The sequence below is a fragment of the Actinomadura sp. NPDC000600 genome (genome assembly GCF_040492135.1).
Lineage (GTDB): Bacteria > Actinomycetota > Actinomycetes > Streptosporangiales > Streptosporangiaceae > Spirillospora.
Genome location: NZ_JBEUPD010000018.1, coordinates 21,586 through 48,441 on the forward strand (window position 1 = coordinate 21,586; position 26,856 = coordinate 48,441).

At 70.4% G+C, this 26,856-nt stretch carries 21 protein-coding genes, 1 tRNA gene and 2 pseudogenes; 12 read left to right on the top strand and 12 right to left on the bottom strand.

The genetic code is table 11. The annotated features are described in order from the left end of the window. Positions 1 to 107 precede the first annotated feature (107 nt). The 3 genes from ABWI07_RS24865 to rsmG all read right to left on the bottom strand — a co-directional run bounded on the left by ABWI07_RS24865 (position 108) and on the right by rsmG (position 2,934). On the bottom strand, positions 108 to 1,100 hold the full coding sequence (locus ABWI07_RS24865) for a ParB/RepB/Spo0J family partition protein (protein ID WP_353819962.1): 993 nt from the start codon (positions 1,098 to 1,100) through the stop codon (positions 108 to 110). Beyond that, positions 1,097 to 1,912 (bottom strand): ParA family protein, encoded by an 816-nt coding sequence (locus ABWI07_RS24870; protein ID WP_149262917.1) that lies wholly within the window; start codon positions 1,910 to 1,912, stop codon positions 1,097 to 1,099. The genes ABWI07_RS24865 and ABWI07_RS24870 overlap by 4 nt, the downstream gene beginning before the upstream one ends. Before the next feature lie 344 nt (positions 1,913 to 2,256). Beyond that, positions 2,257 to 2,934, bottom strand: coding sequence for a 16S rRNA (guanine(527)-N(7))-methyltransferase RsmG (gene rsmG / locus ABWI07_RS24875; protein WP_149262780.1), 678 nt, complete (start codon positions 2,932 to 2,934; stop codon positions 2,257 to 2,259). 185 nt (positions 2,935 to 3,119) lie between these two features. On the opposite strand from rsmG, the gene ABWI07_RS24880 reads away from it, so the two are divergent. After that, positions 3,120 to 3,578: a DUF6458 family protein gene (locus ABWI07_RS24880; RefSeq protein ID WP_353819963.1), complete on the top strand. Its 459-nt coding sequence runs from the start codon at positions 3,120 to 3,122 to the stop codon at positions 3,576 to 3,578. Between the two features lie 324 nt (positions 3,579 to 3,902). Here ABWI07_RS24880 and ABWI07_RS24885 read toward each other — a convergent pair whose 3' ends face one another. From ABWI07_RS24885 to rpmH, 5 genes are read right to left on the bottom strand one after another with little or no spacing between them, the layout of a single operon-like run. Continuing rightward, positions 3,903 to 4,388, bottom strand: coding sequence for a Jag family protein (locus ABWI07_RS24885; protein WP_149262778.1), 486 nt, complete (start codon positions 4,386 to 4,388; stop codon positions 3,903 to 3,905). A 37-nt stretch (positions 4,389 to 4,425) separates the two neighbouring features. Continuing rightward, the gene (yidC, locus tag ABWI07_RS24890; RefSeq protein ID WP_353819964.1) at positions 4,426 to 5,430 is read right to left on the bottom strand and encodes a membrane protein insertase YidC; all 1,005 of its coding nucleotides are present in this window, start codon (positions 5,428 to 5,430) and stop codon (positions 4,426 to 4,428) included. Next, positions 5,423 to 5,791, bottom strand: coding sequence for a membrane protein insertion efficiency factor YidD (gene yidD / locus ABWI07_RS24895; RefSeq protein WP_149262776.1), 369 nt, complete (start codon positions 5,789 to 5,791; stop codon positions 5,423 to 5,425). The genes yidC and yidD overlap by 8 nt, the downstream gene beginning before the upstream one ends. After that, positions 5,788 to 6,135 carry a ribonuclease P protein component gene (gene rnpA, locus ABWI07_RS24900; protein ID WP_353819965.1) on the bottom strand — a complete coding sequence of 116 codons (348 nt, stop codon included), beginning with the start codon at positions 6,133 to 6,135 and terminating at the stop codon, positions 5,788 to 5,790. The genes yidD and rnpA overlap by 4 nt, the downstream gene beginning before the upstream one ends. Positions 6,136 to 6,169: 34 nt before the next feature. Further along, positions 6,170 to 6,307 carry a 50S ribosomal protein L34 gene (gene rpmH, locus ABWI07_RS24905; RefSeq protein ID WP_021592695.1) on the bottom strand — a complete coding sequence of 46 codons (138 nt, stop codon included), beginning with the start codon at positions 6,305 to 6,307 and terminating at the stop codon, positions 6,170 to 6,172. 606 nt (positions 6,308 to 6,913) lie between these two features. Here rpmH and dnaA point away from each other — a divergent pair. The 9 genes and pseudogenes from dnaA (at position 6,914) to ABWI07_RS24950 (ending at position 19,757) form a co-directional block, all read left to right on the top strand. Next, positions 6,914 to 9,010, top strand: coding sequence for a chromosomal replication initiator protein DnaA (gene dnaA, locus ABWI07_RS24910; RefSeq protein ID WP_353819966.1), 2,097 nt, complete (start codon positions 6,914 to 6,916; stop codon positions 9,008 to 9,010). Positions 9,011 to 9,675: 665 nt separating this feature from the next. Beyond that, complete coding sequence (gene dnaN, locus ABWI07_RS24915; RefSeq protein ID WP_149262773.1) at positions 9,676 to 10,818, top strand: DNA polymerase III subunit beta; 1,143 nt, start codon at positions 9,676 to 9,678, stop codon at positions 10,816 to 10,818. A 75-nt stretch (positions 10,819 to 10,893) separates the two neighbouring features. After that, positions 10,894 to 11,838, top strand: a pseudogene (gene gnd, locus ABWI07_RS24920) (phosphogluconate dehydrogenase (NAD(+)-dependent, decarboxylating)); the annotation flags it as partial. A gap of 177 nt (positions 11,839 to 12,015) precedes the next feature. Then, positions 12,016 to 13,158 carry a DNA replication/repair protein RecF gene (gene recF / locus ABWI07_RS24925; RefSeq protein WP_353819967.1) on the top strand — a complete coding sequence of 381 codons (1,143 nt, stop codon included), beginning with the start codon at positions 12,016 to 12,018 and terminating at the stop codon, positions 13,156 to 13,158. Continuing rightward, positions 13,155 to 13,673: a DciA family protein gene (locus ABWI07_RS24930; protein ID WP_353819968.1), complete on the top strand. Its 519-nt coding sequence runs from the start codon at positions 13,155 to 13,157 to the stop codon at positions 13,671 to 13,673. The genes recF and ABWI07_RS24930 overlap by 4 nt, the downstream gene beginning before the upstream one ends. Before the next feature lie 357 nt (positions 13,674 to 14,030). Further along, on the top strand, positions 14,031 to 15,968 hold the full coding sequence (gene gyrB / locus ABWI07_RS24935; RefSeq protein WP_353819970.1) for a DNA topoisomerase (ATP-hydrolyzing) subunit B: 1,938 nt from the start codon (positions 14,031 to 14,033) through the stop codon (positions 15,966 to 15,968). Between the two features lie 82 nt (positions 15,969 to 16,050). Next, complete coding sequence (gene gyrA / locus ABWI07_RS24940; RefSeq protein ID WP_353819971.1) at positions 16,051 to 18,555, top strand: DNA gyrase subunit A; 2,505 nt, start codon at positions 16,051 to 16,053, stop codon at positions 18,553 to 18,555. A 663-nt stretch (positions 18,556 to 19,218) separates the two neighbouring features. Then, positions 19,219 to 19,593 (top strand): annotated as a pseudogene (locus ABWI07_RS44500) (DUF3566 domain-containing protein); the annotation flags it as partial. A 90-nt stretch (positions 19,594 to 19,683) separates the two neighbouring features. Then, positions 19,684 to 19,757 (top strand) — tRNA-Ile (locus ABWI07_RS24950). 626 nt (positions 19,758 to 20,383) lie between these two features. Here the strand turns inward: ABWI07_RS24950 and ABWI07_RS24955 are convergent. The 4 genes from ABWI07_RS24955 to ABWI07_RS24970 form a co-directional block, all read right to left on the bottom strand. Beyond that, positions 20,384 to 21,304, bottom strand: a complete 921-nt coding sequence (locus ABWI07_RS24955; protein ID WP_353819973.1) for a hypothetical protein — start codon at positions 21,302 to 21,304, stop codon at positions 20,384 to 20,386. Between the two features lie 226 nt (positions 21,305 to 21,530). Beyond that, positions 21,531 to 22,307 carry an ABC transporter permease gene (locus tag ABWI07_RS24960; RefSeq protein WP_353819974.1) on the bottom strand — a complete coding sequence of 259 codons (777 nt, stop codon included), beginning with the start codon at positions 22,305 to 22,307 and terminating at the stop codon, positions 21,531 to 21,533. Then, positions 22,304 to 23,827, bottom strand: coding sequence for an ABC transporter permease subunit (locus ABWI07_RS24965; RefSeq protein ID WP_353819975.1), 1,524 nt, complete (start codon positions 23,825 to 23,827; stop codon positions 22,304 to 22,306). The genes ABWI07_RS24960 and ABWI07_RS24965 overlap by 4 nt, the downstream gene beginning before the upstream one ends. Further along, positions 23,824 to 24,759, bottom strand: coding sequence for an ATP-binding cassette domain-containing protein (locus ABWI07_RS24970; RefSeq protein ID WP_353819976.1), 936 nt, complete (start codon positions 24,757 to 24,759; stop codon positions 23,824 to 23,826). The genes ABWI07_RS24965 and ABWI07_RS24970 overlap by 4 nt, the downstream gene beginning before the upstream one ends. A gap of 182 nt (positions 24,760 to 24,941) precedes the next feature. On the opposite strand from ABWI07_RS24970, the gene ABWI07_RS24975 reads away from it, so the two are divergent. Both ABWI07_RS24975 and ABWI07_RS24980 read left to right on the top strand, forming a co-directional pair. Continuing rightward, on the top strand, positions 24,942 to 25,604 hold the full coding sequence (locus tag ABWI07_RS24975) for a response regulator transcription factor (protein WP_353819977.1): 663 nt from the start codon (positions 24,942 to 24,944) through the stop codon (positions 25,602 to 25,604). Then, positions 25,601 to 26,752 carry a sensor histidine kinase gene (locus tag ABWI07_RS24980; RefSeq protein ID WP_353819978.1) on the top strand — a complete coding sequence of 384 codons (1,152 nt, stop codon included), beginning with the start codon at positions 25,601 to 25,603 and terminating at the stop codon, positions 26,750 to 26,752. The genes ABWI07_RS24975 and ABWI07_RS24980 overlap by 4 nt, the downstream gene beginning before the upstream one ends. Positions 26,753 to 26,856: the final 104 nt, after the last annotated feature.

Sequence of the window (26,856 nt, forward strand, 5' to 3'; positions counted from 1 at the left end):
GCTCCACGGGGGCAGGGATGTTTCACGGGAAACATCGGGGGAGCAGGCGGGAAAGCGAAGCGCCCCGGAGCCGTGGGATCCGGGGCGCGCAGCGGTGTGGGGCGGCTTTAGGAGTCGCCGACTCCTCCGTCCTCAGGGGCCATGGACTTGATGATGCGGTCGAGGTCCTCCAGTGTGGCGAACTCGACGACGATCTTGCCCTTGTTGCGGCCCATGTCGACGCGGACCTTGGTCTCGTACCGGTCGGAGAGGCGGTCGGCCAGCTCCTTGAGGCCGGGCGCCACCGGCTTCTTGCGGCGGCCCGGTCGCGGTGCCTTCGGCTCGTCCTCCACCTCGCGGAGCGCGATCATCTCTTCCAGCGCGCGGACCGAGAGGCCCTCCTGGACGATCCGCTGTGCCAGATGCTCCTGGGCCTCCACGCTGTCGAGGGAGAGCAGCGCGCGGGCGTGACCGGCGGACAGCACTCCGGCGGCCACCCGGCGCTGAACGGCCGGCGGCAGGTTCAGCAGGCGGAGCGTGTTGGTGATGTGCGGACGCGACCGGCCGATCCGGGTGGCGAGCTGCTCGTGGGTGGCGCCGAAGTCCTGGAGCAGCTGCTGGTACGCGGCCGCCTCCTCCAACGGGTTGAGCTGCTGCCGGTGGAGGTTCTCCATGAGCGCGTCACGGAGCAGGTCGTTGTCGCCGGTGTCGCGGACGATCGCCGGGATGACGTCCAGCCCGGCCATCTGGGACGCGCGCCAGCGGCGCTCGCCCATGATGAGCTCGTAGTCGTACTCCTCCGAGGGGGACCTGCGCACGACGATCGGCTGGAGCAGCCCGACGATGCCGATCGACTCCGCGAGCTCCTCCAGGGCCTGCTCGTCGAAGTGCTCGCGGGGCTGGCGCGGGTTGACCGTGATGGAACGGACGGGCAGTTCCGCGAAATGGGCTCCGGCGACCGGTTCGAGGGCCGGTGCGGGAGCGGCCGTTCCGTCCGAGACGGAGCCGCCGGGGTATCCCGGCTCGCTCGCGCCGTTCGGCTCGGCCGACGTCGGCATGGGCGGGGCGGTGGGAATGAGGGCACCGAGGCCCCGGCCCAGACCGCGTCGCTGCTGGCTCACTGGACGGCTCCTCCGTGGGCCATTTCCGAGGCGGCCTCGCTGTAGGCGAGGGCGCCGCTCGATCCGGGGTCGTAGGTCATGACGGACTGCCCGTAGCTGGGCGCCTCGGACACCCGGACACTGCGGGGGATCACCGTGTTGAGGACGACGTCGCCGAAGTGGCTCCGGACGTCTTCGGCGACCTGCGCGGCGAGGCGGGTCCGGGCGTCGTACATCGTCAGCAGGATGGTGGACACCCGCAGTTTGGGGTTGAGGTGCGCCTTCACGAGGTCGACGGTCCGGATGAGCTGGCCGAGGCCCTCCAGCGCGTAGTACTCGCACTGGATCGGGATGAGCAGCTCGTCCCCGCCGACGAGGGCGTTCACCGTGAGCAGGCCGAGCGACGGCGGGCAGTCGATCAGCACGTAGTCGAACTTCTCGATGTCGTAGGAGTCCAGCGCGCGCCGCAGGCGCGACTCGCGGGCCACCTTGGAGACCAGCTCGATCTCCGCGCCCGCGAGGTTGAGGGTCGCGGGCGCGCAGTAGAGGTTGGGGATCTCCGGCGCCGGGACGATGATGTCGGCCAGCGCCATGTCCTCGATCAGCACGTCGTAGATCGACGGGACCTCGGCATGGTGCTCGACGCCGAGGGCGGTGGACGCGTTGCCCTGCGGGTCGAGGTCGACCACCAGCACCTGGGCGCCGTGCATCGCGAGAGAGGCGGCGATGTTCACCGAGCTGGTGGTCTTGCCGACGCCTCCCTTCTGGTTGGCGATGGTGATGACCCGGCACTTGTCCGGCCGCGGCCACTCCCGCTCCCTGCGGCTCGCCATCGTCTTGAGCGCGGTGCCGGCTGTTTCACGTGAAACCTTGGCGTCCCGCAGCGCCTCTCGCACGAGTTCTGACTCCCCCTGAGTTGGTCCGCCGCGCGGGCTCGGCGCCTGCGCGCCGGCGTTCGTCGGCACGTAGCCGACGTTCTCCGCGGTCCCGGACGTCGTGTTACCCCACATCGCGTGCCCTGAGGGCGCGGTGCCCGGCGACGATCCCGGGTCCTGCCGCGTCCCACCGGCGGCGGGCGCCTGGGCGCCCTCGTCCGCGCCGGGCGCGCCCGGGCCGGACGGCTGTTCGTCGGGGGATTCGTCGGCGCGGTCAGGCCTGCCCAGTCCTGGTCCCGTGCTCATGAAGACCTCTTCCTCGACCCTTTGGCGCGCCGGGGGGCGCGCTGCCGTCGCCCGACAACCTCTTCTCGGCCGGCGACCACACGGACGAGTGTTGTCGGCGGATCGACCATACCGCGCCCGACTTGCAGCAGTTCCGTCGAGCGCACCCCGAACCGCTTCAGCACCGGCTCCGCCTCCTCCAACTCGGCCGCGGCCCGCTCGCCCTTGAGCGCGAGGAGCTCGCCGCCCGGGCGCAGCAGCGGAAGCGCCCACCGGGCCAGGCGTTCGAGGGGCGCCACGGCGCGTGCCGTGGCGACGTCCACCGCGAACTCGTCAGTCACGTCCTCGGCCCGGGCCCGCCGGACCTCGACGTTACGCAGGTCGAGCAGCTCGACGCACTCGTTCAGGAACGTCGTGCGCCGCAGCAGCGGTTCCAGCAGCGTGATCCGCAGATCGGGCCGGACGATGGCCAGGACGATGCCCGGCAGCCCCGCGCCCGAACCGATGTCGACGACCTCGGCGTTCTCCGGTATCGCCGCCGAGACCACCGCGCAGTTGATCAGATGCCGTTCCCAGAGCCGGTCGGCCTCGCGCGGACCGATGAGCCCGCGTTCGACCCCGGCCTTCGCGAGGAACGCCGCGTAGCGCTCCGCGACCGGCAGCGCGTCACCGAATACCTCACGTGCAATCCCCACCAGACGAATCGTTCCACAAAACCCGGTGCCGCCGTACACGCGAAACGTTCCCGTGGTGAACAGGGCGCTGTAGTGGGAGGACCCTTGCGTTATGGCAAGAACCACATGACCCGCCCGCATATTCGCCGGGCGTGGGGTAGAGCCTGCGGTGTCGCCCGTCCGTCCCCCGGAAGGAGCTCCGACACATGGGAATCGGAGTCAGTCTCGCATTCATCGCCCTTGGGGCGATTCTGGCGTTCGCCATCCGCGTTGACCTCAGCGGCCTCGACATCCACATGGTCGGATGGATCCTGATCCTGGTCGGACTGATCAGCATGGGATTCACGCTCAAGTACACCCGGCCGCGCCGCGCGGCCGGACGTGTGGCCGGGGCAGATCCCGCGTACGGGGACGAGCCCGGCACGGTGGTCCGCGAGGAGCACATCATCGAGGACCCGCCGCCGCCCGGCGGCCGCCCGGCCGAGCGTGTCGACCGCGTCGTGGAGCACCCCGCCGACACCGGGGTCACGCACAGCGGCCATCCGCAGGACCCCTCGTACGCCCAGGACCCCGCGGTCCAGAACGACCCGGCGATCCAGAACACCACCTCGGTCGGCGGCGGCGACGTCCAGCGCCGACGGTGGCGCCGGACCGTCAGGCGGTAGTACCGAGAGCCTGCTCGGTGTGCCAGGGCGGCGGTGCACACCGAGCTCCCCAGGGCCCCGCGTCGGCCAGGGCGCGGGGCCCTCTCATGCCCTGAAACGCCGCCCATCCCGCGCGACCCTGCCGAGCGGTGACGCGGAACGCCCGGAACGACGGATCGCGGACATCGCACCCCCATCGGGATCGGCTCTCTACCGCCTCCGCTCCGAGCGTCCTCTCCGCCCAGCACCGGCTCCCAGTCGGACGCCGGTTCTCAGCCGGTCGACGTCCGGAAAGGCGACGGCCCCGACCGGAGATCCGGTCGGGGCCGTGTGATGCCCGGGTGGTCAGGCGGGGAAGACGACCACGTAGCGGTCGGGCTCCTCGCCCTCGGACTCGCTGCGCAGGCCCGCCGCGGCGACCGCGTCGTGGACGATCTTGCGCTCGAACGGGGTCATCGGGGCGAGCGGCTTCGGCTCGCCGGACTGCTTGACCTCGTCCGCGACGTCCGTTCCGAGCTTGGTGAGCTCGGCGCGGCGCCGCTCGCGGTACCCGCCGATGTCCAGCATGAGGCGGGTGCGGTTGCCGGTCTGGCGGTGGACGGCGAGCCGGGTGAGCTCCTGGAGCGCCTCCAGCACCTCGCCGCGCTTGCCGACCAGCTCGTCCAGGGAACCGCCGACGACGGCGACGATGGCGCGCTCGCCCTCGACGTCCATGTCGATGTCGCCGTCGTAGTCACCGATGTCCAGCAGGCCCTCGATGTAGTCGGCGGCGATCTCGCCTTCCTGCTCGAGCGCCTGGACGTCGACCTCGGTGGTGTCGGTCTGGCTCAACGCGGTCTCCTTCTCCGGCACGTGCTCGGGGTCCAAACTAGCGCTTCTGGGTGCCGCTGCGCTTGCTGCGCGACTTGCGGGTCGGCTGGTTGCGCACGACCTTCGGCTTGTCCTCGGGCTCGGGGGCCGGCTCCGGCTCCTTCTTCAGTTTCGCCTTGATGCCGGACGCCGGGGCCTGGCCGTTCTTGGACGCGCCCGTCTTGGAGCCGGAGGGCTTCGAACCGGCGGCCTTGGGGCCGGTCTTCGTCCCCGCCGTGGCCGCCGCGGCCGCGGCGTCCGTCCCGGGCGGTGGGTACCGCTTGTAGATGTAGTGCTGCTGGGCCAGGGTCCAGCTGTTGGACGTCACCCAGTACATGAGGACGCCCAGTGGGAAGCCGAGGCCGAAGAGGCCGAACAGCGGCGCCAGGAAGACCATCATCTTCTGCGCCTGCATCATCGGGTTGGCCTCGTCCGCGACCGGCTGCCGCTTCATGCTGGCCCGGACGGTGAAGAAGGTCGTGACAGAGCTGATCACCACGGCGATGCCGGTGACGACGATCGCCGTCCAGCTCTTGGGGTCGGTGCCCCAGGCGTTCAGGAACGTGTCCGGGATGTGGGCGCCGAAGATGTTCGCGTTCTGCGCGCTCGCCACCAGGTCGGACGAGACGGCGAAGACGCTCTGCCCCGGCTTGGCGTCCGAGATCCGCTTCAGCGTCTGGAACAGCCCGATGAAGATGGGCATCTGCACCAGGAGCGGCAGGCAACCCGACAGCGGGTTGGCGCCGTTCTCCTGGTAGAGCTTCATGACCTCCTGGTTGAGGCGCTGCTTGTCGTTCTTGTACTTCTTGCGCAGCGCCTGAACCTTCGGGTTCAGCTCTTGCATCTTGCGCGAAGCGTGGATCTGCTTCACGAAGAGGGGGACGAGGAGCAGCCGCAGGAGGACGGTGAGGAGGATGATCGAACCGCCCCACGCCCATCCGCTGTCCTTGGGGACGACCGTACTGAGCCCCGTGTGGATCCACACGATGAGCTGAGAGACGATCTCGTACAACCAATCAAGCACCGGGCAGCTCCTTGTGCTCTGCTAGGGCGGGGCCGCTCTCCTCGCGGCCGGAGTTCGAGGAAGCCGCCGCGCGCTCTCCGGGCGTCTTCTTCGGCGGTACCGGGTCGTAACCGCCTGGGTGGAACGGATGGCACCGCGCGATCCGGCGGGCCGTCAGCCACGTGCCGCGCAACGCCCCGTGCACCTGGAGGGCCTCCAGGCCGTATGCGCTGCAGCTGGGGTGGAAGCGACACTGCTGCCCGAGCAGGGGACTCAAGAAGCGGCGGTAGGCGCGGACGAGAAGGATCAGCACGGCCGCGACGGGACCCGGGTGGCCCGTCGGATGCTGCGCGGGGACTGCCGTCCCCTGCGGACTTCTCATCTTCGCCCCTTGGACGCGGGCCGCAGCAGCCGGTCGAGCGCCGACTCCAGATCCGCGGCCAGTTCGTCTGGTCGCGCCGCTCCCGCGCGGGGGTTGGCGCGCACTACGAGCAGGCTACCCGCTGGGAGGCGGTCGAGGTGCGGGCGCATCAGGTGGCGGAGCCGGCGCCGCGTCGCGTTGCGGACGACGGCGTTGCCGACGGTGCGGGCCACGATGAACCCGACCAGCGGCTGCGCCGCCGCGTGCGTGGCCTCGTCCGGGCGTAGCAGGTGAACCACGACAGTTGGCCGTCCGGCGCGGCGACCGCGCCGGACGGCCAACGAGAAGTCGTCCCGCCGCCGCATCCGGTTTCCGGACGGCAGCACTGTGAGGGGTGGCTCAGACCGCGATGCGGGCGCGGCCCTTGCCACGCCGGCTCGACAGGATCGCGCGGCCGGCGCGCGTGCGCATGCGCAGCCGGAAGCCGTGCTTCTTGTGGCGGCGACGGTTGTTCGGCTGGAAGGTACGCTTGCTCACTTTGAGGCTCCAGTGCTGCGGTCGGTTCGTCTTGAGGACTTGAAGCTTCGAAGGCTCGCATCGAGGGCCGCGTACGGTCCCCCGCAGCGGGGGCCCACCCGAGCGTTCCTGAGGGGCTGCCGGCGGGCACGCGGCATCTCCGTCGATGCGACTCGACCTCAGAACGTTACGGGGTATCCGGGGGGCCGGTCAAACGGAGGCCGCCGCCGGTGGACGCCGCGGAGCCGGCGCCGCAGGACGGGCGGGATCGGTGGTGACCGTGTTGCGGCCGTGCCCGGCAGGGGTTAAGGTCGTCCCGGCGAGCCGACACTTCTTCGACGAATCCGATGTCGGCGATCAGCCCCAAGCCCCCCGTTCGAGAACCACCCCTTACCGGCCCTCACCGAGGCCGGTCCCTTGTCGACCGCGTACCCCTGAACCCGCCTCACGGGTTTTACACAGGGTCCTCCATGCCTATGCACAGCATGTGGACAACTCTGTGGACAACTCGTGAGAGAGTAAGTCTCCCGCGTCGCGGCAGTGCCCTGCGAGGCGTGCGGCATCCCGCGGGACAGCCGAGCAGTCAGGTACTCCGTTCGGCGGAGTTGTGGGGAGGGGACCTTGCGCATGGACGGTCAGGATCTCGGATCGGTCTGGGCCCGCACCCTCACCGCGCTCTCCGAGAGCGATCTGTCGCCGAGCTACCGCGCATGGCTGCCCATGGTCCGCCCGCTTGCGCTCGTGGAGGGTACGGCGCTGCTCGCCGCGCCCAACGAGTTCGCCAAGGACGCCCTGGAGACACGCCTCCGCAACCTCATCACGCAGGCCCTTTCCCACGAGCTGGGCAGGGAGATCCGCGTCGCGGTGACCGTCCAGCCGGAGCCGCCGGGCGGTGCCCGTCCCGGTGCGGGCGAGCCCCTTTCCGCGCCGCTTCCGGGGCCGGGCGCAGGGCTCGGCATGCACGACTCCACACCTTCTTATGGGGAGCCCTACGGGGAGCGGGGGCACGACGAGCGCGACCGCGACCGGGACCGTCCCTATACCGATCAGCCCTACGGCGAGCAGCCGTACGGAGACCAGTCGTACGGAGACCAGTCGTCCTACCCGGAACGGCCCGACCGCCCTTATCCGGAGCAGCCGTACGGAGATCAGGGATACCGGCCGCAGTCGGGAGTTACCCACAACCCCGGTTCGCCCGGAGGTTATCCACAGGCTCAGGACGACGACCGTGGAACGTATCCCCCGGCGCCCCGCCCGCCCGCCTACGGGGCGGGCCCCGGCGGCCGCGGCCCGGCGCCGTACGAAGGGCGCGGCTACCCGAGCTACGGGGGGCAGGAAGGCTTCGGCGGCGAGCCTCCAGGGCGGCCGCCGCACTCCCACCTGAACGACCGCACGCTCGGCCCCCTGCGTCCCGGAGGTCGTCCAGAGCAGCAGGGCCGCGAACCCCAGCGCCCTGGGAACGAGGCTCCGCTCGGGCACTCGGACGACACCTTCCAGAGCGGCGAGCAGCCCTATCCCGGGAGCGAGCAGTCCTACACGGGCGGTGGAGGCGAGCAGCCCTACCGGAATGAAGGCGTCTTCAGGGACGAGGAGGGCTCCGACTCCAGGGTCCCTGGCTCGGATCCCCGCGGTCCTACGTCCGACCCACGCGCGCCCGCACCGGCACAGCAGTCCGGTGCGTCCGAGCATGCGCGGCTGAACCCGAAATACACGTTCGAGACGTTCGTCATCGGCTCGTCGAACAGGTTCGCGCACGCCGCCGCGGTCGCTGTCGCGGAGCAGCCGGCCAAGGCGTACAACCCGCTGTTCGTCTACGGCGACTCGGGCCTGGGCAAGACGCACCTGCTGCACGCCATCGGCCACTACGCGCAGAGCCTCTTCAACGGGGCGCGCGTCCGCTACGTGAGCTCCGAGGAGTTCACGAACGACTTCATCAACTCGATCCGCGACGGCAAGGCCGACGGGTTCCGCCGCCGCTACCGGGATGTGGACATCCTCCTCGTCGACGACATCCAGTTCCTTGAGGGCAAGGAGCAGACGCAGGAGGAGTTCTTCCACACGTTCAACACACTGCACAACGCGAGCAAGCAGATCGTGATCTCCAGCGACCGGCCGCCCAAGGAGCTCGTCACGCTGGAGGACCGGCTCCGCAACCGGTTCGAGTGGGGCCTGACGACCGACGTCCAGCCGCCCGAGCTGGAGACCCGGATCGCGATCCTGCAGAAGAAGGCGCGCCAGGAGGGCCTCGCCGCGCCGCCCGACGTGCTGGAGTTCATCGCCTCGCAGATCGCGACGAACATCCGCGAACTGGAGGGCGCGCTGATCCGGGTCACGGCGTTCGCGAGCCTGAACCGGCAGTCGGTCGACATGAAGCTCGCCGAGATCGTGCTGAAGGACCTCATCCCGAACGACTCCGGCCCCGAGATCACCGCCGCGATGATCATGGCGCAGACGGTCGAGTACTTCGGGACGACGATCGAGGACCTGTGCGGCCCCTCCCGCTCGCGGATGCTCGTCACCGCCCGGCAGATCGCGATGTACCTGTGCCGGGAGCTGACGGACCTGTCCCTTCCCAAGATCGGCCAGCAGTTCGGGGGGCGCGACCACACCACGGTCATGCACGCCGAACGCAAGATCCGCTCGCTGATGGCCGAGCGCCGGGCGATCTACAACCAGGTCACCGAGCTGACGGGCCGCATCAAGCACCAGGCCCGCAAGCGCTGAGCCCCCTCCTTCGTACACACTGTGGACAGACCGGCGCGACGCCTGTGGACGGGTCCCCGCCGCGCCGTCCACACCCTGTTCAAGGCAAAGAACCGACAAAAGGCGCGCGTCCTCCGAGAATCGGCCGCGCTCCTCACAACTTGTGGAAAACTCTGGGGATTTTCGCGGATAACCCTGTGGGCAACCGTTGGAGAAGCTGAGGATGAACAGTGGACGGGTGTGGACCGGCTGTGCACCGCCGCCCGGCCTTCTGGGGAAAACCGGTGGACGGGCTGGGGACGGCTTGGGGACCGAGCCGGCGGCCGGTCGTCCCGTCGTCCCCAGTTCAGGCGAACGGGCGGCGAACCCGCGGATGACCCGTGGAGAACTCGTGGATAACCGGGGGATGACATGAGGACGACGTGTGGGGACGAAATCGCCGTCCCCAGGCGCCGTCGCGCCGTCCACGCCCCGTGCACAGCGCCGGTGGACAGAGAAACGCGCTCTCACCTGCGAGGACGGCTGTTGTCCACACTATCCACGGCCCCTATTACTGGTACTGCTCTACTTCTCTATCCAAGAAAAGATCCATCTCAAGTCAGGGCCTGGGGACAACGCGCTGCGAGCGCCCCGGCCCGGACGAGATCAGCTCACCCTTGTCCGACACCTGCAGGAGGCGGGTCCCTTTGAAGTTCCGCATCGACAGAGACGCCCTGGCCGACGCCGTCGCCTGGACCGCGCGCACGCTCCCCGTCCGTCCCCCGGTGCCGGTCCTCGCGGGCATGCACATCGTGGCCGGGGGTGAGGACAACGGCGACCGCCTGAAGCTGTCCGCGTTCGACTACGAGGTCTCGGCGCAGGTGTCCACGGACATCGACGTCGAGGAGGCCGGGACGGCGCTGGTGTCCGGGCGGCTCCTCGCCGAGATCTCGCGCAGCCTTCCTCCCCACCCTGTGGAGGTGACGACGGACGGCGCGAAGGTGATGCTCCGCTGCGGCAGCGCGAAGTTCACACTCCTCACCATGCCTGTGGAGGACTACCCGACGCTGCCGGAGATGCCGCCCGCCGCGGGATCGGTGGGCAGCGACGAGTTCGCCGCCGCCGTCTCCCAGGTCGCGATCGCCGCGGGCAAGGACGACACGATCCCCATGCTGACCGGCGTCCGGGTGGAGATCGAGGGTGAGACCGTCACGCTGGCGTCCACGGACCGCTACCGGCTCGCCGTCCGCGAGCTGCACTGGAAGCCCGAGCGCCCCGACTTCTCCGCCGTCGCGCTCGTCCCGGCCCGCACGCTGGCCGACACCGCCAAGTCGCTGACGGCGGGCGCGGAGGTGTCGATCGCGCTCGGCGGGACCGGCGGCACCGGCGAAGGCATGATCGGTTTCGAGGGCGGCGGCCGCCGCACCACGTCCCGGCTGCTGGACGGCGACTTCGTCAAGTACCGCTCGCTGCTGCCGAGCGAGTACGCGGGCCTCGCCGAGGTCCAGACCGCCTCGTTCATCGAGGCCGTCAAGCGCGTCTCCCTGGTGGCGGAGCGCAACACCCCCGTCCGGCTCTCGTTCAGCCAGGGCGAGGTCGTCCTGGAGGCCGGGACCGGGGACGAGGCTCAGGCCGTGGAGGCCCTGGAGGCGTCCCTGGAGGGCGAGGACATCGACATCGCCTTCAACCCCGCGTTCCTCCTCGACGGGCTCTCCGCGATCGGCTCGGACGTGGCCAGGCTGTCCTTCACCACCCCGACCAAGCCGGCCGTCCTCACCGGGAAGCCGCCGCAGGACGGGGAGAACCCGAACTACCGTTACCTGATCATGCCGGTCCGTTTGTCTGGATAAGACCTCCGCTCCGGGGCATGGCATCCGGGATGTCCCGCGGGGGAGCCGCGCCCCCGCGGGAAGGCAGAGCAGGCACGCACAGGGGAGAGTGAGCGTTTCATGGAGCTTGGGATCATCGGCCTGGGCAAGATGGGCGGCAACATGGCCGAGCGGCTGCGCCGCGGCGGCCACACCGTCGTCGGCTACGACCGCGACCCGGAGGTCAGCGACGTCGGCTCGGTCGAGGAACTGGTCGAGCGCCTGTCCCCGCCGCGCGCCGTGTGGGTGATGGTGCCCGCGGGCAAGCCGACGGCGGAGACCGTCCACAAGCTGGGGGAGGTCCTGGAGCAGGGCGACCTCGTCGTGGACGGCGGGAATTCACACTATGTGGACGACCGGAAGCACGGCGAGGAGCTGGCCGCCAAGGGCATCGGGTTCGTCGACTGCGGTGTGAGCGGCGGCGTGTGGGGCCTGGAGAACGGCTACGCGCTCATGGTCGGCGGCGACGAGGAGCACGTGAAGCGGCTGATGCCGATCTTCGAGACGCTCAAGCCGGAGGGCGAGTTCGGCTTCGTCCACTCCGGCAAGATCGGCGCCGGCCACTTCGTGAAGATGGTCCACAACGGCATCGAGTACGCGATGATGCAGGCCTTCGGTGAGGGCTACGAGCTGATCGAGGCCAGCGACATCGTCACCAACGTCCCGGAGACGTTCCTGAGCTGGCAGGAGGGCACGGTCATCCGCTCCTGGCTGCTCGACCTGCTGAACCGCGCGCTCGCCGACGACCCCGAGCTGGACGACCTGCGCGGCTACGCCAACGACTCCGGCGAGGGCCGCTGGACCGTCCAGGCCGCCGTCGACCACGCCGTCCCGCTGCCCGCGATCACGGCGTCCCTGTTCACCCGCTTCGCCTCCCGCCAGGACGACTCCCCCGCGATGCGCGTCGTCGCCGCCCTCCGCAACCAGTTCGGCGGCCACGCCGTCGAAACGGCCAAGGGCGCCGACTCCCCCGGCGCCGACGTCAACCCCCCTTCGGTCTGACCCCCAGTTATCCACAGTTGTGGGTTCCGGCCCCGGCTCTCGGCGGTGTGTTCCAGGCTGGGAGTGGGGTCGGCCCCCCTGGGCGGGCGGGGTGTGCACAGGCTGGGGGCCGTGTGCACAAAGCTGGAGGCGGGGAGGCGCGCCGGGGGTGTGGGGGAGGCTCTACGCTCGTGTGTTGTGCACGTCGCCCACCTTTCGTTGCAGGACTTCCGCTCGTATCCGGCCGCCGAGGTCGCGTTGGAGCCGGGAGTCACCGCGTTCGTGGGGCCTAACGGGCAGGGCAAGACGAACCTGGTCGAGGCCATCGGGTACGTCGCCTCGCACGGCAGCCACAGGGCCGCGACGGACGCGCCGCTCGTCCGGCACGGGGCGCCGCGGGCCATCGTCCGGGCCGGGGTGGTGAAGGACGACCGCAAGGCGCTGATCGAGCTGGAGATCAACCCGGGCAAGGCGAACCGGGCGCGGCTCAACCGGTCCCCCGTCCCCAGGCCGCGCGAGATCCTGGGGATGCTGCGGACGGTGCTGTTCGCCCCGGAGGACCTCTCGCTCGTGAAAGGCGACCCGGGGGAGCGGCGCCGGTTCATGGACGAGTTGCTGACCGCGCGGGCCCCGCGGTTCGCGGGCGTGCGGTCCGACTATGACCGCGTCCTCAAGCAGCGCAACGCCCTGTTGAAATCGGCGGCCGCGCATAGGCGCTCCCCCGGTCCGGAGGTGCTCGCCACCCTGGACGTGTGGGATTCGCACCTGGCACGCACGGGGGCGGAGCTCCTGGCGGGGAGGCTTGACCTCGTCGAGGCGCTGCGCCCGCTCGCGGCGCGGGCCTATGCGGCGCTCGCTCCGCACAGCGGCGCGGCCGATCTGATCTACAGGAGCTCCCTGGGAGACGCGGAGTTGTCCACAGACCGTGGACAACTGGCCGAGCAGATCCTCAAGGCGGTGGCCGAGTCGCGCAAACAGGAGCTGGAGCGCGGCGTGAGCCTCGTCGGCCCGCACCGCGACGAGCTGGTCCTGCGCCTGGGGGAGCTCCCGGCGCGCGGCTACGCCAGCCACGGCGAGTCGTGGTCGTTCGCGCTCGGGCTGCGGCTGGCCGCGTTCGACCTGCTCCGCGCGGACGGCGACGACCCCGTCCTCATCCTGGACGACGTGTTCGCCGAGCTGGACACCGGGCGGCGCAGCCGGCTGGCCGAGATGGTCGCGCCGGCCGAGCAGGTCCTGATCACGGCGGCCGTCCCCGCCGACGTCCCCGCCGAACTGACGGGCGGCTCGTATACCGTCTCCGACGGCGAGGTCGTGCGTGACTCCAAGGGGGCGAGCGCGTGAGTGATCCACAGGATGTGCACAAGTCCGACGAAGCCGGGACGCCTCCCGCCAAGTCGGGGATCGAGCTGGCCCGCGAGGCGCTGGCCCAGGCGAAGGCGGACGCCCTCAAGCGCGGCACCCTCCCCGGGCAGGGGGGCAAGCGCAAGGGCACCGGCCGGGTCGGGCGCGTGCGGGAGCCCGGGCGGGGCGGCGACCCCAAGCTGTTCGGGGCGGCGATCCGGGAGCTGCTGGCGACCCGCGGCTGGGAGCAGCGCGCGGCGGTCGGCGGCGTGTTCGGCAACTGGGCCGGCATCGTCGGCGCCGAACTGGCCGAGCACACCCGGCCGGACCACTTCGAGGACGGCGAGCTCACCGTCGCCGCCGACTCGACGACCTGGGCCACGCAGCTCCGCCTGCTGTCGTCCACGCTCGTGCGGCGGCTGAACGAGGAGCTCGGGCACGGGACCGTCCGCCGGGTCAAGGTGGTGGGGCCCTCGTCCGGGCCGCGCCGGACGGGCGCGTGGCGCGCGCGCTGAGCCCGTGACCCGGGGCCTCACCGAGTGTCAGTGGCGGGTGGGAACATCTGTTCGGTGAGAGGACGTTCAGTTCAGCGGCGAGCGCCACGTAGGCCAGATAACCCCCCTGACCCAATGGGGGGATGTGTCTCCGGGGCCGCTCGGCCGCCACACGCGCACACAGCGCTCGTGAGTGCCACTTTTCACCGCGTCACCCGGTAGAATGAATGCGGGTTCAGGATGCTGCGCCGCCATGGGGTGCCCGGGGCTCTGACCAACGCGAACAGAGCACGACCGGGTGCCCTCGTGTGTGTTACGGGGCACACCGCGCCTCCCTCGGGCGCGGAGCGGCAGACATCCCCGGCAGGAGGATCTCCTTTGGCGTACGACGCTAGTTCGATCACTGTCCTTGAAGGGCTTGAGGCGGTTCGCAAGCGCCCGGGCATGTACATCGGCTCGACCGGTGAGCGCGGCCTGCACCACCTCGTCTACGAGATCGTGGACAACGCCGTCGACGAGGCCTTGGCCGGCTATGCCGACGACATCGTGGTCACGCTCATGGCCGACGGCGGCGTCAGCGTCCTCGACAACGGCCGCGGCATCCCGGTCGGCATGCACCCTGTGGAGAAGCGCCCCGCCATCGAGCTGGTGCTGACCACGCTGCACGCGGGCGGCAAGTTCGACGGCAAGTCCTACGCCGTCTCGGGCGGCCTGCACGGTGTCGGCTCGGCCGTGGTGAACGCGCTGTCCACCCGGATGGAGGCGGAGGTCCGCACCGACGGCCACGTGTGGCGCCAGTCCTACACGTGGCAGGGGCCCGAGATGGAGCTCCAGAAGGGCGAGGAGACCGACGAGACCGGGACCCTCATCACGTTCTGGCCCGACCCGGAGATCTTCGAGACCACCGAGTGGAACTTCGAGACCCTCTCCCGCCGCATGCAGGAGATGGCGTTCCTCAACCGCGGCCTGTCCATCACGCTGCGGGACGAGCGCCCCGACCACTCCAACGGCGAGCCGCACGTCGTCCGGTACCACTACGAGGGCGGCATCGAGGACTTCGTCCGCTACATCAACGCGCGCAAGGACGCCGCGCACGAGTCGGTCATCTACTTCAGCGACGACACCACCGGCATGTCGGTCGAGATCGCCATGCAGTGGAACTCGTCCTACTCCGAGTCGGTGCACACCTTCGCCAACACGATCAACACGGCGGAGGGCGGCACCCACGAGGAGGGCTTCCGCGCGTCGCTCACCACGATCGTCAACCGGTACGCCCGCGACAAGGGCCTGCTCCGCGACAAGGACGACAACCTGACCGGCGAGGACGTCCGCGAGGGCCTCACCGCGATCATCTCGATCAAGCTGGCCGACCCCCAGTTCGAGGGGCAGACCAAGACCAAGCTCGGCAACACCGAGGCCAAGTCGTTCGTGCAGCGGGCCTGCAACGTCTACCTGCGCGACTGGTTCGAGGAGAACCCGGGCGAGGCCAAGGAGATCATCAACAAGGCCTCGCAGGCGGCGCGCGCGCGGGTCGCGGCGCGGCAGGCGCGCGACCTGACCCGGCGCAAGAGCCTGCTGGAGTCGACGTCCCTGCCCGGCAAGCTGTCGGACTGCCAGTCCACCGACCCGGCCAAGTCCGAGCTCTACATCGTCGAGGGCGACTCGGCGGGCGGCTCGGCCAAGGGCGGCCGCAACCCGCACTTCCAGGCCATCCTCCCGATCCGCGGCAAGATCCTGAACGTGGAGAAGGCCAGGATCGACAAGATCCTGAAGAACAACGAGGTGCAGGCGATCATCACCGCCCTCGGCACCGGGGTGCACGACGAGTTCGACATCTCCAAGCTGCGCTATCACAAGATCATCCTGATGTCGGACGCCGACGTGGACGGCCACCACATCAACACGCTGCTGATGACGCTGCTGTTCCGGTTCATGAAGCCGCTGATCGAGGCCGGCCACGTGTACCTGTCGCAGCCGCCGCTCTACAAGATCAAGTGGGACGCGCGGGGCAACGAGGCCGACTACGCCTTCTCCGACTCCGAGCGCGACGCGATCATCGAGGCCGGGATCGCCGCGGGCAAGCGCGACCCCCGCCCGCGCGACCAGGTGCAGCGGTTCAAGGGCCTCGGCGAGATGAACGCCAACGAGCTGTGGGACACCACCATGGACCCCGACAACCGGGTCCTCCTGCAGGTGCAGCTGGACGACGCCGCCCAGGCCGACGAGCTGTTCAGCGTGCTCATGGGCGAGGAGGTCGAGCCCCGCCGGGAGTTCATCCAGCGCAACGCCAAGGACGTGCGCTTCCTCGACATCTGAGGTACGCCCCCAGGCCGGCGGCCCGGCCTGACTCCCAGAGGCGGACGTACTTCCTTCCCACCGAGCAGAAGAGGTCTTGAGAGTGACGGACGTGACCACAGAGGGTGGACACCCGGGCGAGCGGATCGAACCGGTCGACATCCAGGTCGAGATGCAGAAGAGCTATCTCGACTACGCGATGTCGGTCATCGTCGCGCGCGCGCTGCCCGAGGTGCGCGACGGCCTCAAACCCGTCCACCGCCGCGTCCTGTACGCGATGTACGACGGCGGCTACCGGCCCGACCGCGGCTACTTCAAGTGCGCCCGCGTCGTCGGCGACGTCATGGGGAACTACCACCCGCACGGCGACTCGGCCATCTACGACGCGCTCGTCCGGCTCGCCCAGCCGTGGTCGATGCGGTACCCGCTGGTCGACGGCAACGGCAACTTCGGCTCGCGCGGCAACGACCCCGCCGCGGCCATGCGGTACACCGAGTGCCGCATGGCGCCCCTGGCGATGGAGCTCCTGCGCGACATCGACAAGGAGACCGTCGACTTCTCCCCGAACTACGACGGCCGCTCGCAGGAGCCCGACGTCCTGCCGTCCCGGTACCCGAACCTGCTGGTCAACGGGTCCGCCGGCATCGCGGTCGGGATGGCGACGAACATCCCGCCGCACAACCTGCGCGAGGTCGCCGACGGCGTCCGCTGGTACCTGGAGAACTACGGCGCGTCCGACGAGGAGCTGCTCGAGGCGCTGATCGAGCGGGTCAAGGGCCCCGACTTCCCGACCGCCGGGCTCATCGTCGGCCGCAAGGGCATCGAGGACGCCTACCGCACCGGCCGCGGCTCCATCACCATGCGGGCCGTCGTCGAGGTCGAGGAGATCCAGGGCCGCACCTGCCTCGTCGTCACCGAGCTCCCCTACCAGGTCAACCCGGACAACCTCGCCCTCAAGATCGCCGACGGGGTGAAGGACGGCAAGCTCGACGGCATCGCCGACGTCCGCGACGAGACCTCCGGCCGGACCGGGCAGCGCCTGGTGATCGTCCTCAAGCGGGACGCCGTGGCCAAGGTCGTCCTGAACAACCTGTACAAGCACACGCAGCTGCAGGAGACGTTCGGCGCGAACATGCTCGCGCTGGTGGACGGCGTGCCGCGCACCCTGCGCATCGACCAATTCGTCCGGCACTGGGTCGCGCACCAGATCGACGTCATCGTCCGCCGCACCCGGTTCCTGCTCCGCAAGGCCGAGGAGCGCGCCCACATCCTGCGCGCCCTGCTCAAGGCCCTCGACCGCATCGACGAGGTCATCGCCCTGATCCGGCGCTCGCCGTCCGCCTCGGAGGCGCAGCAGGGCCTGATGAACCTGCTGGAGATCGACGAGATCCAGGCGCAGGCCATCCTGGACATGCAGCTGCGCAAGCTCGCCGCCCTGGAGCGCCAGCAGATCACCGACGAGTACGACAAGCTCATGGCGGAGATCGCCGACTACAACGAGATCCTCGCCTCCCCCGAGCGGCAGCGCCAGATCGTCGCCGACGAGCTCGCCCCGATCGTCGAGAAGTTCGGCGACGAGCGGCGCACCCAGATCATCCCGTTCGACGGGGACGTGTCGTACGAGGACCTCATCGCCGAAGAGGACGTCGTCGTCACCATCACCCGCGGCGGCTACGCCAAGCGCACCCGCACCGACCTCTACCGCGCGCAGCGGCGCGGCGGCAAGGGCGTCCGCGGCGCGCAGCTGAAGCAGGACGACATCGTCGACCAGTTCTTCGTCACCACGACGCACCACTGGATCCTGTTCTTCACCAACAAGGGCCGCGTCTACCGGGCCAAGGCCTACGAGCTGCCCGACTCCGGCCGCGACTCGCGGGGCCAGCACGTCGCGAACCTGCTCGCCTTCCAGCCCGACGAGCACATCGCCCAGGTGATGGACCTGCGCGACTACGACGTCGCCCCCTACCTCGTGCTAGGCACGAAGAAGGGCCGCGTCAAGAAGACCGCGCTGCGCGACTTCGACTCGCCCCGCACCGGCGGCATCATCGCCATCAACCTCGTCGACGACGACGAGGTGATCGCGGCGCGGCTCGTGTCGTCCGACGACAACCTGCTGATGGTCTCCACCGGCGCCCAGGCGATCCGGTTCCGCGCCGACGACGAGTCGCTGCGGCCCATGGGGCGCGCCACCTCCGGCGTCATCGGCATGCGTTTCGAGGAGGACCAGGAGGTCCTCAACATGCTCGTCGTGCAGGACACCTCGCAGGACGTCCTGGTGGCCACCCGTGGCGGCTACGCCAAGCGCACTCCGGTGGACCAATACCCGCTCCAGGGACGTGGGGGTAAGGGCGTTCTCACCGCTAAGATCGTGGAATCTCGCGGAATGTTGGTAGGGGCTCTGATGGTCGGCCCGGACGACGAGGTGTTCGCGATGACGTCGAACGGCGGCGTCATCCGTACCACCGCCGCCGAGATCAAGCAGTCCGGCAGGCAGACCATGGGCGTCCGCCTGATGAACCTCGCCGACGGGGACAGCGTGGTGGCCATCGCGAGGAACGTAGAGTCCATGGAGGACTCTGACGAAGCCGAAGGGGGCGACGGTGAGTGACGTATCCTGCATCGTCACCGAGCCGCTAGGCCAGGAGGACACGTGAGCACCGAGCCCGGCCAGGACAACGACGGGTCCGGCACCGCCGGCGCCGGCGAGGGCGACGACCGGAAACCCGGCGCCAAGTCCGGCCCTGCCAAGCGCACCGGCAAGTCCGGTGCGAAGCCGGGCAAGACGGTGTCGGCCGCGGCCGCCAAGTCCGGGCGCGACGAGACGACCGTCGACATCGACACCGGCGCGACGGACCCCACCGGCAAGGGCACGGACGAGACGCGGTCCGACCTCGCCCAGATCGACGACGCGCCCGCCAAGGCGGCCGGCGCGCCCGAGATCGCCCCGGTGAAGGACACCGCCGAGCCGCCCAAGCCTCCCAAGCCCGCACCGCCGGCCGCCGGGGAGAGCACTCCGGCCGGTTCCGCGGGAGGCGCCGGCCCGGCGGGCTGGGCCAAACCCGCCGAGCCGTCCGGTTCGGTCTCGACAGGACGTACGGACAAGCCCGGCACGGCGTTCAATTCGTCGGGCGGACCGTCCGGCAACTCCACGTCGGGATCGTCCGGCTCGGGCGGCCGCGGCTTCGCCGGCACCGTCCTCAAGGACCGGCCGTCCGCCTCCACCTCGGTGGCCCCCGCCGGCGCCTCCAACAAGCCCGTGCCGGGCAAGCCCGCCCGCAAGGCCCAGCTCCAACTCGCCAGGCTCGAACCCTGGTCGGTGATGAAGTTCAGCTTCGTCATGTCGCTGGTCTGCTTCGTCGTCCTGCTGGTCGCCGTCATCGTCCTGTACGTGATCCTGTCCGGGCTCGGCGTCTTCGACGCGATCAGCGACACCGTCAACAGCCTCACCAAGGAGCAGGGCGAGACCACCGGAGGCGTCGACGCCGGAAGCTGGTTCTCCTTCGTCCGCGTCTTCGGCTACACCGTCCTCGTCGGCGCCCTGAACGTCCTCCTCATCACCGCCCTCTCCACGGTCGGCTCCGTCATCTACAACCTCGCCGCCGACCTCGTGGGCGGCGTCGAGGTCACCCTCAAGGAGGCCGAGTAGCCCCACCCGCCGCCGCCCGGCAATCGATTTCCGGTTGCCAGCCCAGATGGGGTAACCTCTCGTTGCGCCGCCAGGGCGGCGGCACATTCCGGGCCTATAGCTCAGTCGGTTAGAGCGCATCCCTGATAAGGATGAGGCCGGAGGTTCAAGTCCTCCTAGGCCCACTCGGAGTTGGGAGTGGTGTGGTCGAAGCCCTTTGGGCTTCTTCCCCGCCACTCCTTCGTCGTGTTTGCCCGGGGGGCGACCCCCGGACCCCCGATGTGGGGGCTCCGCCCCCACGCCCCCTGCCGGTTGCGGTCCTTGGTCATGTGGCCGTTTGCGCGGGGCTGTTGTTTGTGGGGCTCCGCCCCTACACCCCCTGTCGGTTGCGGTCTTTGAGCAAGTGGCCGTTTGTGGGGCTGCGCCCCTACAGCCCTCCTGGTTGCGGTGGGGGCGCTTCCTGCCTTGTCCGTCGGGCCGTTCTGGCCGGGAGCGGGGTGGCTCTGGCGCCAGGTCCCTGGGCCTTGCTCGATCTCAGCCATTACCATCCCACGATGGAAGACGATCTCAACTGTCTGCGTTGCGGGGCGAACGGCCTGGAGCAGGGGTACCTGCTCGACTCCGGAGACAGTGCGTCCGGTGACACCCGGTGGGTCGAAGGGCCTGTTGAACGCAACTGGGCTGGTCACGCGAAACTCAAGAACAGAAGGGTGTGGCATGTTGTCGCGCTCCGCTGTCCCCGGTGTTCTCACTTGGAGTTGCTCGCCCCCGCCTCGAAGGACTGATCCATACCTGCGGTGGGTGTGGGGGTTTAGAAGGGTGGGCTGTAGGGGCGGGTTTTGACGGCCTCGTAGATGGCGCGTAGCCAGGGTTGGCGGACGTCGCTCAGGCGCGCCAGCGTGTTGAGGAACACGTCTCCGCTGGGGCGGAATGGGCCGTTCGGTAGCAGTGGGGGTAGGTCGTCCAGGCGGGCATCGTCGGCGGGGATCCTGCCTGCTCTTGGGACGGGGCATGGGGCCTGGCAGAAGGCCAAGTACGTCCACACGTTGGCGGCCAGTGGCACTGGGGCTGCGGTACCGGACGGCTTCCATGTGTCGTCGGTCTGCGGGTGTTGGGGGACCAAGGCGATCTCCGCGGTGGTGGCGGGTAGGCCCGGTCCGGCGAGAGCCAGGGTCTTCGGCGGTGGGCCCGGAGGCAGCAGGGCGTCCAGGGGGCGGCGGAACACCTCGGCGACGAGGCCGTCAGGGACGGTGACGTGCACGCCGGCCGACACCGCCAGCACGCGGGCCAGTGCGTCCGCCACGGCCGCCGCCCACAGCGGGCTCCACATGCCGGGCGGTTCGGTCGGCGGTGTCCCCGGCCGTTCCTCGCGGAGCTCGTCCCAGCGGATCACACGCGGGGCGGGGGCGTCGTCGGCGAGACGGCGCACGGCCCGCGGGTCCAGCCGAACCGTCTGCCACAGCGAGCAGTCGTCGATCCGGGTCGCGACCGCCTGCCCGCACTGGACGCACGCCAGGTTCGGGCCGTCCCTGCCGTCCAACCCCATGCAGTAGCCATCGCACCGCTCTGGGATCAGCCTGGTGCCGCGGACATCGCCCGGTGCCACCAGGATCGTTCCCTGCGGCCCATCGGCCAGGCCGTACACCGGCGCGTAGATGCCCCGAGCCTCCGCCTCTTCGGGGCTGACCTCGGCCCACGGCCGCGACGGCGGTCCGAAATGCTCTGGATCCACCGCGTACGTCCCGGGCTCCATGAGCGCGGGAAGCAGTCGATGGCCATACGTCTGGCGAGCGTGGACAGGGAGCGCGACCCGCGACACCGGCACGGTCAGCGCGGCCCCGCATTCCGCACATGCAAAGACGACCACGCGTCCTCCCGGCCGGATCGACCCACTTTCAGATCATTCCACCCGGAACGCGTGGACGAGATCGTCCGCATGGTCACGACCCATCAGGGCTCTACGCGTCGCGTGTGCGTAGTAGGGCGCCGCCGGTCACGAGTGCGGCGGTGGCCCATGCGGCGGTTACGCCGAGACCGGCCCAGGGACCGAGGGGCTGGTCGTGCAGATCTGTCGTGGCCTGGATGGTGAGCCCGGCGCTCATCGGCCCGATCTGCCGGAGCAGGCGCTCCCAGTGCGGGTCGCCGATCGCCTGGGAGAGGACGGGGAGAAGGTAGAGCAGGCCTAGGACGCCTCCGATGCTGGTCGCGGAGTCCCGCACGATGGCGGCCATGCCTAGGCTCAGCAGGCCGATCAGGGCCAGGTAGAGGATCGACCCGGCGGCCGCACGCAGCGTGGGCCCGTCGGACAGAGACAGGGCGTGGTGGCCGTGGGCGGCTGTGAAGCCGTTGCCGGGCAGGATGAGGCGTCCGGCCAGGAGCGAGCCGAGAACCGCGACGGTGCCGGCCGCGCCCACGATGCCGGTGAGGATGACGGCTTTCGCCGCGAGAGCTGCGGCCCGGCGTGGCATCGCGGTCAGGGTGGTGCGGATCATTCCTGTGCCGTACTCGCCGGCGACGACCAGTACGGCGAGGACGGCAACCAGTGTCTGGCCGAGTTGGACGCCGGTGAGGCTCAGCTTCGCCGGGTCGCCCCCGCAGCCGGCGGAGTCGCATCTCACCACCGAGGCCGCCCCGGCGCTCAGCGCCACCGTCGCAGCGATCATGCCGAGCAGCAGCCACAGGGGGCCGGCGACGGTCCGGATCTTCGTCCACTCCGCGTGCAGGGCCGGTCTCATGCGTCCCTCCTACGGAGGAGAACGACGGCAATGGCCAGGCTTGCCGCCGCGTAGCAGGCCAGGACGGCGATCCCCGCCCACGGAGCCAGCGGGTAGTAGCCGTTGTACGGCGTGTAGATGCTCGAGACCTGGTGATAGGGCACGAGCGTCTGCTGGGAGGCGAACGCCGCACCCGGGGTCACCCGGGTCAGCCAGTTCGACACGCTCACGGGCATGAACGGGTTGGCGACCAGGATGTAAGGCAGCACGATGACCGCCATGGCGGTGGTGACCGCGCCGGCACCGTGCCGGAGGACGGCGCCGAGGGAGAGCGCCATGATCGAGGCGATGGCGAGCAGCGCCGCGATCCCCAACTCCACCCGTAGCTCGGTCCACGCGGTCACCGGAAAGATGTACACGCCGTTGGCGTGGGCGAGCCGCTCGCCGAGGGGTACCGCGACGGCCGCTCCCGCGAGCCCGGCGACGAAGGTGACGCCTCCTAGCACGATCGCCTTGGCGACCAGGACCCTGCCGCGGCTCGGTTCGGCTGCCATGGTCACCCGGATCAGGTTCTCGCGGTACTCCGCGGTGATGAACAGCGCCCCTACGACGATCACCACGACCAGTGCGGCGAACGTGCCGATGAGGATCTCTCCGAGGGTGCCGCCGGTCGGCAGGGTCTCGCGAACGGCCGGTGCCATGTCGCCCGCGCCGGTCACCGTGAGGGTCCCGCCGGTTTCCGTGACCGAGCCCGAGGTGTTCGGCGGGTAGCCGGCGAAGGTGGGGGATTCGGCTCCCACCTGGTCGCCCGTCCATTCGCCACCGGCCCAGAGCCCCTGGACGCGAAGATCCCCGAAGGCGGCGGTGGACACACTGCCGCGCGTCCCCATGCCGTCCATGTAAGGCGGAGAGGCGACGAACAGCCCGCCTTGCGCGGTCGGTCCGAGCCACCTCGCGTGCACGGTGCCCACCTTCGTCCAGTGGGTGCCGTCCGCGGAGGCATAGCCGGTGATCACGTCGCCCGAACGGTCCAGCCGCAGCCGGCGGACGGCGGAGGCGGGGCCGGGGAGGCCGGCCGTGTCGTGGACGTGGTCGGCCTGCATCCGCACGCCGTGGCGGCCGGTCACCATGATCGCCACGTAGGGCGATCCCTGGCGGGTGCTCTGCTTGATGAGGAGTCCGGCCTTCGCCCAAGGCACGGTGCCGGACCGCAGCTCCCCCGGGCCGTCCGGAATGCTGCTCGTGAGCGCGGAGACGGAGACGGTGATGCCGCCGTTTCCGGACAGCGGCCGGTGCACGAAGTAGAAGCTGTCGGTCACCGGCTCGCCGCCCGGCCCGATCGGCACGGGCGGTGAGCCCTTCTGATCGCTGCTCGCCCCGGTGAGCACGGCGAACAGCACCAGCATCAGCGCCGCGGCCGCCATGCCGATCACCGAGCTGCGGACGGTCCGGAACTTGGTCCATTCCGCGTGCAGCAAGCGGAGGAAGCCGTCCCGCCCGGCCCTTCGGCCGGATCGGTTCGGCGTGACGGTGGAGGTCATCGCCGCACCTCCGGCGGCGTCGCGGTGCGGAACTCGACCGCGTCGCGGGTGAGCTCCATGTAGGCCTCTTCCAGCGTGGCGCGGTGCGCCGAGACCTCCGAGAACGGGACCGCGCTCTGGTTGAGCAACGCCACGATGCGATCCGCCGGCAGGCCCGAGACGGTGAGGGCGTCCCGGCCGGTGACCGCGACGTCCGCGCCCGCATGCCCGAGCACGGTCATCGCGTCCGGCCCGGCCGTGGTGCGCACGGCCACCCGGTCACGGGACGCGGCCGCGAGGAGGTCGGCCACGTCGGCGTCGGCGATGGTCCTGCCGCGCCCGGCCACGACGAGGTGGTCGGCGGTGTCCTGCACCTCGCTCATCAGGTGGCTGGACACCAGGACGGCACGGCCCTCGGCGGCCAACGACCGCAGGAAGCCGCGTATCCAGACGATGCCCTCCGGGTCCATGCCGTTGAACGGCTCGTCGAGCATGATGATCGGCGGGTCGCCCAGCAGGGCCGCGGCGATCCCGAGCCGCTGCCGCATGCCGAGCGAGAAGCCGCCGGCCTTGCGCCGGGCCGCCGAGGCCAGGCCGACCTGCTCGATCACCTGGTCCACCCGCCGCGTGCTCAGGCCCTGGGAATGCGCCAGCCAGAGCAGGTGGTCGCGAGCGCTCCGGCCGGGGTGCAGCGCCGCCGCGTCCAGCAGGGAACCGAGGTGGCTCAGCGGACGCCGGAGGCTGCGGTACGGCCTCCCCCCGATGAGCGCGGCGCCCGCGTCGACGGCGACGAGGCCGAGGATCGCCCGCATCGTGGTGGACTTCCCCGCCCCGTTGGGCCCCACGAAGCCGGTCACCACCCCCGGACGGACGGTGAAGGACATGCCGTCGAGGGCCCGGGTCGCCCCGTACCGCTTGTGCAGCCCGGCGACGGTGATCTGCGCGGCGCTCATCGGAGGGAGCGGCCGGTCCGGTGTGGTCTCATGCCGGCCGTTTCTACCCGCCGCCCGGTTCCCGCCCGGTCTCAGCCGCTGCGACCTGGTTGGAACCCGCGACCTGGCATCGTTGACGCCATGGCACCTCGGACCGGCGGCCCGTCCCGCCGCCCTTCCCCCGCGACAGGCGGTGATTCACCGTGAGGGTCCTGGTGGTCGAGGACTTCGAGGTGCTGGCCCGCTCGATCGGCACCGGGCTGCGCCGCGAGGGTATGGCCGTCGACGTCGTGCTGGACGGGACCGACGCCCTCGGCCGCCTGGCCGTCACGCGCTATGACGTGGTGATCCTCGACCGCGACCTGCCCGGCGTCGGCGGCGACGACATCTGCCGGCGGCTCGCCGGGGAGCGCTTCCCCGGCCGCGTGCTGATGCTGACCGCGGCGGACACGGTCGAAGACCGCGTCGCCGGACTCGGCCTCGGCGCGGACGACTACCTGCCCAAACCGTTCGCATTCGCCGAACTGGTCGCGCGTGTCAGGGCCCTCGCCCGCCGCTCCGCTCCGCCGGTCCCGCCCACGCTCTCCTGCGGGGACATCACCCTGGACCCTGCTCGCCGGGTGGCGTTCCGCGCCGGCCGGCGCCTCGAGCTCAGCCCGAAGGAGTTCGCGCTCCTCGAATGCCTGCTGGCCTCGCCAGGCCTGGTCCTGCCCGCCGAAGAACTGCTCGAGCGGGTCTGGGACGAGGCGGCCGACCCCTTCACGTCCGCGGTCAAGCACGCCATGCACCGGCTCCGGGCCAAGCTCGGCGACCCGCCGGTGATCGAGACCATCCGTGAGGGCGGCTACCGGATCGGGACGCCATGAGCGGCCCCGAGGGGGTACCCAGGCGGTCCTTGCAGGTCCGGCTCGCGTTCTTCTACGCCGCGGGGATCTTCGTCGCCGGGATCGTGGTCCTCGCGGTCGCCACCGTCCCCCTGGCCGGCGTCCAGTCGACCGTTCCCATCGACGGCTCAGCGCCAGGCGCGATCACCGGCACCGGGCATGGAATCGGTCCGCGCCGGCTCCTCATCGGCTCCGCCGTCGCGCTCGCCGTCCTCGTCCCCGTCGCCCTCGCCGCCGGCTGGTTCGTCGCCGACCGCTTCCTCAGGCCGCTGCGGGCCATCACCGCCACCGCCACCGCCATCTCCGCGGGGAACCTCCACCACCGCCTCGACCTCGGCGAACCCACCGACGAGCTGACCGCGCTGGGCGGCGTCCTCGACGGCCTCTTCGCCCGTCTCCAAGCGTCCTTCGACGCCCAACGACACTTCGTCGCCAACGCCTCCCACGAGTTGCGCACGCCCCTCGCCGGCCTGCGCACCCTCCTCGAAGTCGCCCTCGCCGACCCCGACGCCGACGCCGACAGCCTGCGCGCGGCCTGCCGGGAGGCCCTCGCCCTCGGCGGACATCAGGAACGGCTCGTCCAAGCACTGCTCGTCCTGGCCACCAGCGAGCGCGGGGCGCCCCGCCTCGACACCCTCGACCTCGCCCAGGTCGTGCGAGCGGTGGCCGCGTCCCGTCGCGACCTGGCAAGGGAGAGGGGCATCGACCTCGCCGAACATCTGACGTCCGCGGTCACGGTCGGGGACCCGGGACTCGTCGAAAGCCTCGTCACCAACCTCATCGACAACGCCATCCGGCACAACCACCCCGGCGGGCACGTGGAGGTCAGCACTCAGAGCTCCGGCACCCAGGCGATCCTGTCGATCATCAACGGTGGGCCGGTCATTCGCGACGACCAGATCCCCGGCCTCCTCCAGCCCTTCCAGAGACTGGCGCGGGACCGTAGCGGCGGCCGCAGCGGATACGGTCTCGGCCTCGCCATCGTCAACGCCGTCGCGCAAGCTCACCAGGCCACCCTCACCACCGTCGCGCGTCCCGAAGGCGGGTTGGCCATCACCGTCCGATTCGCGCGCCCTTCTCCCGGAACGCCCCTGCGGCAGGAGGACGGCGGCTCAAAAAGCGCGACCTAGAGGTCGTCCTCCTCGATGCCTGGTTGCGGAGGCGGATGACCAGGGACAGCATGGCGTTGTCGGCACGCTGAGCAACCGGCAGAAGGCCGACGGCACCGCTTCCC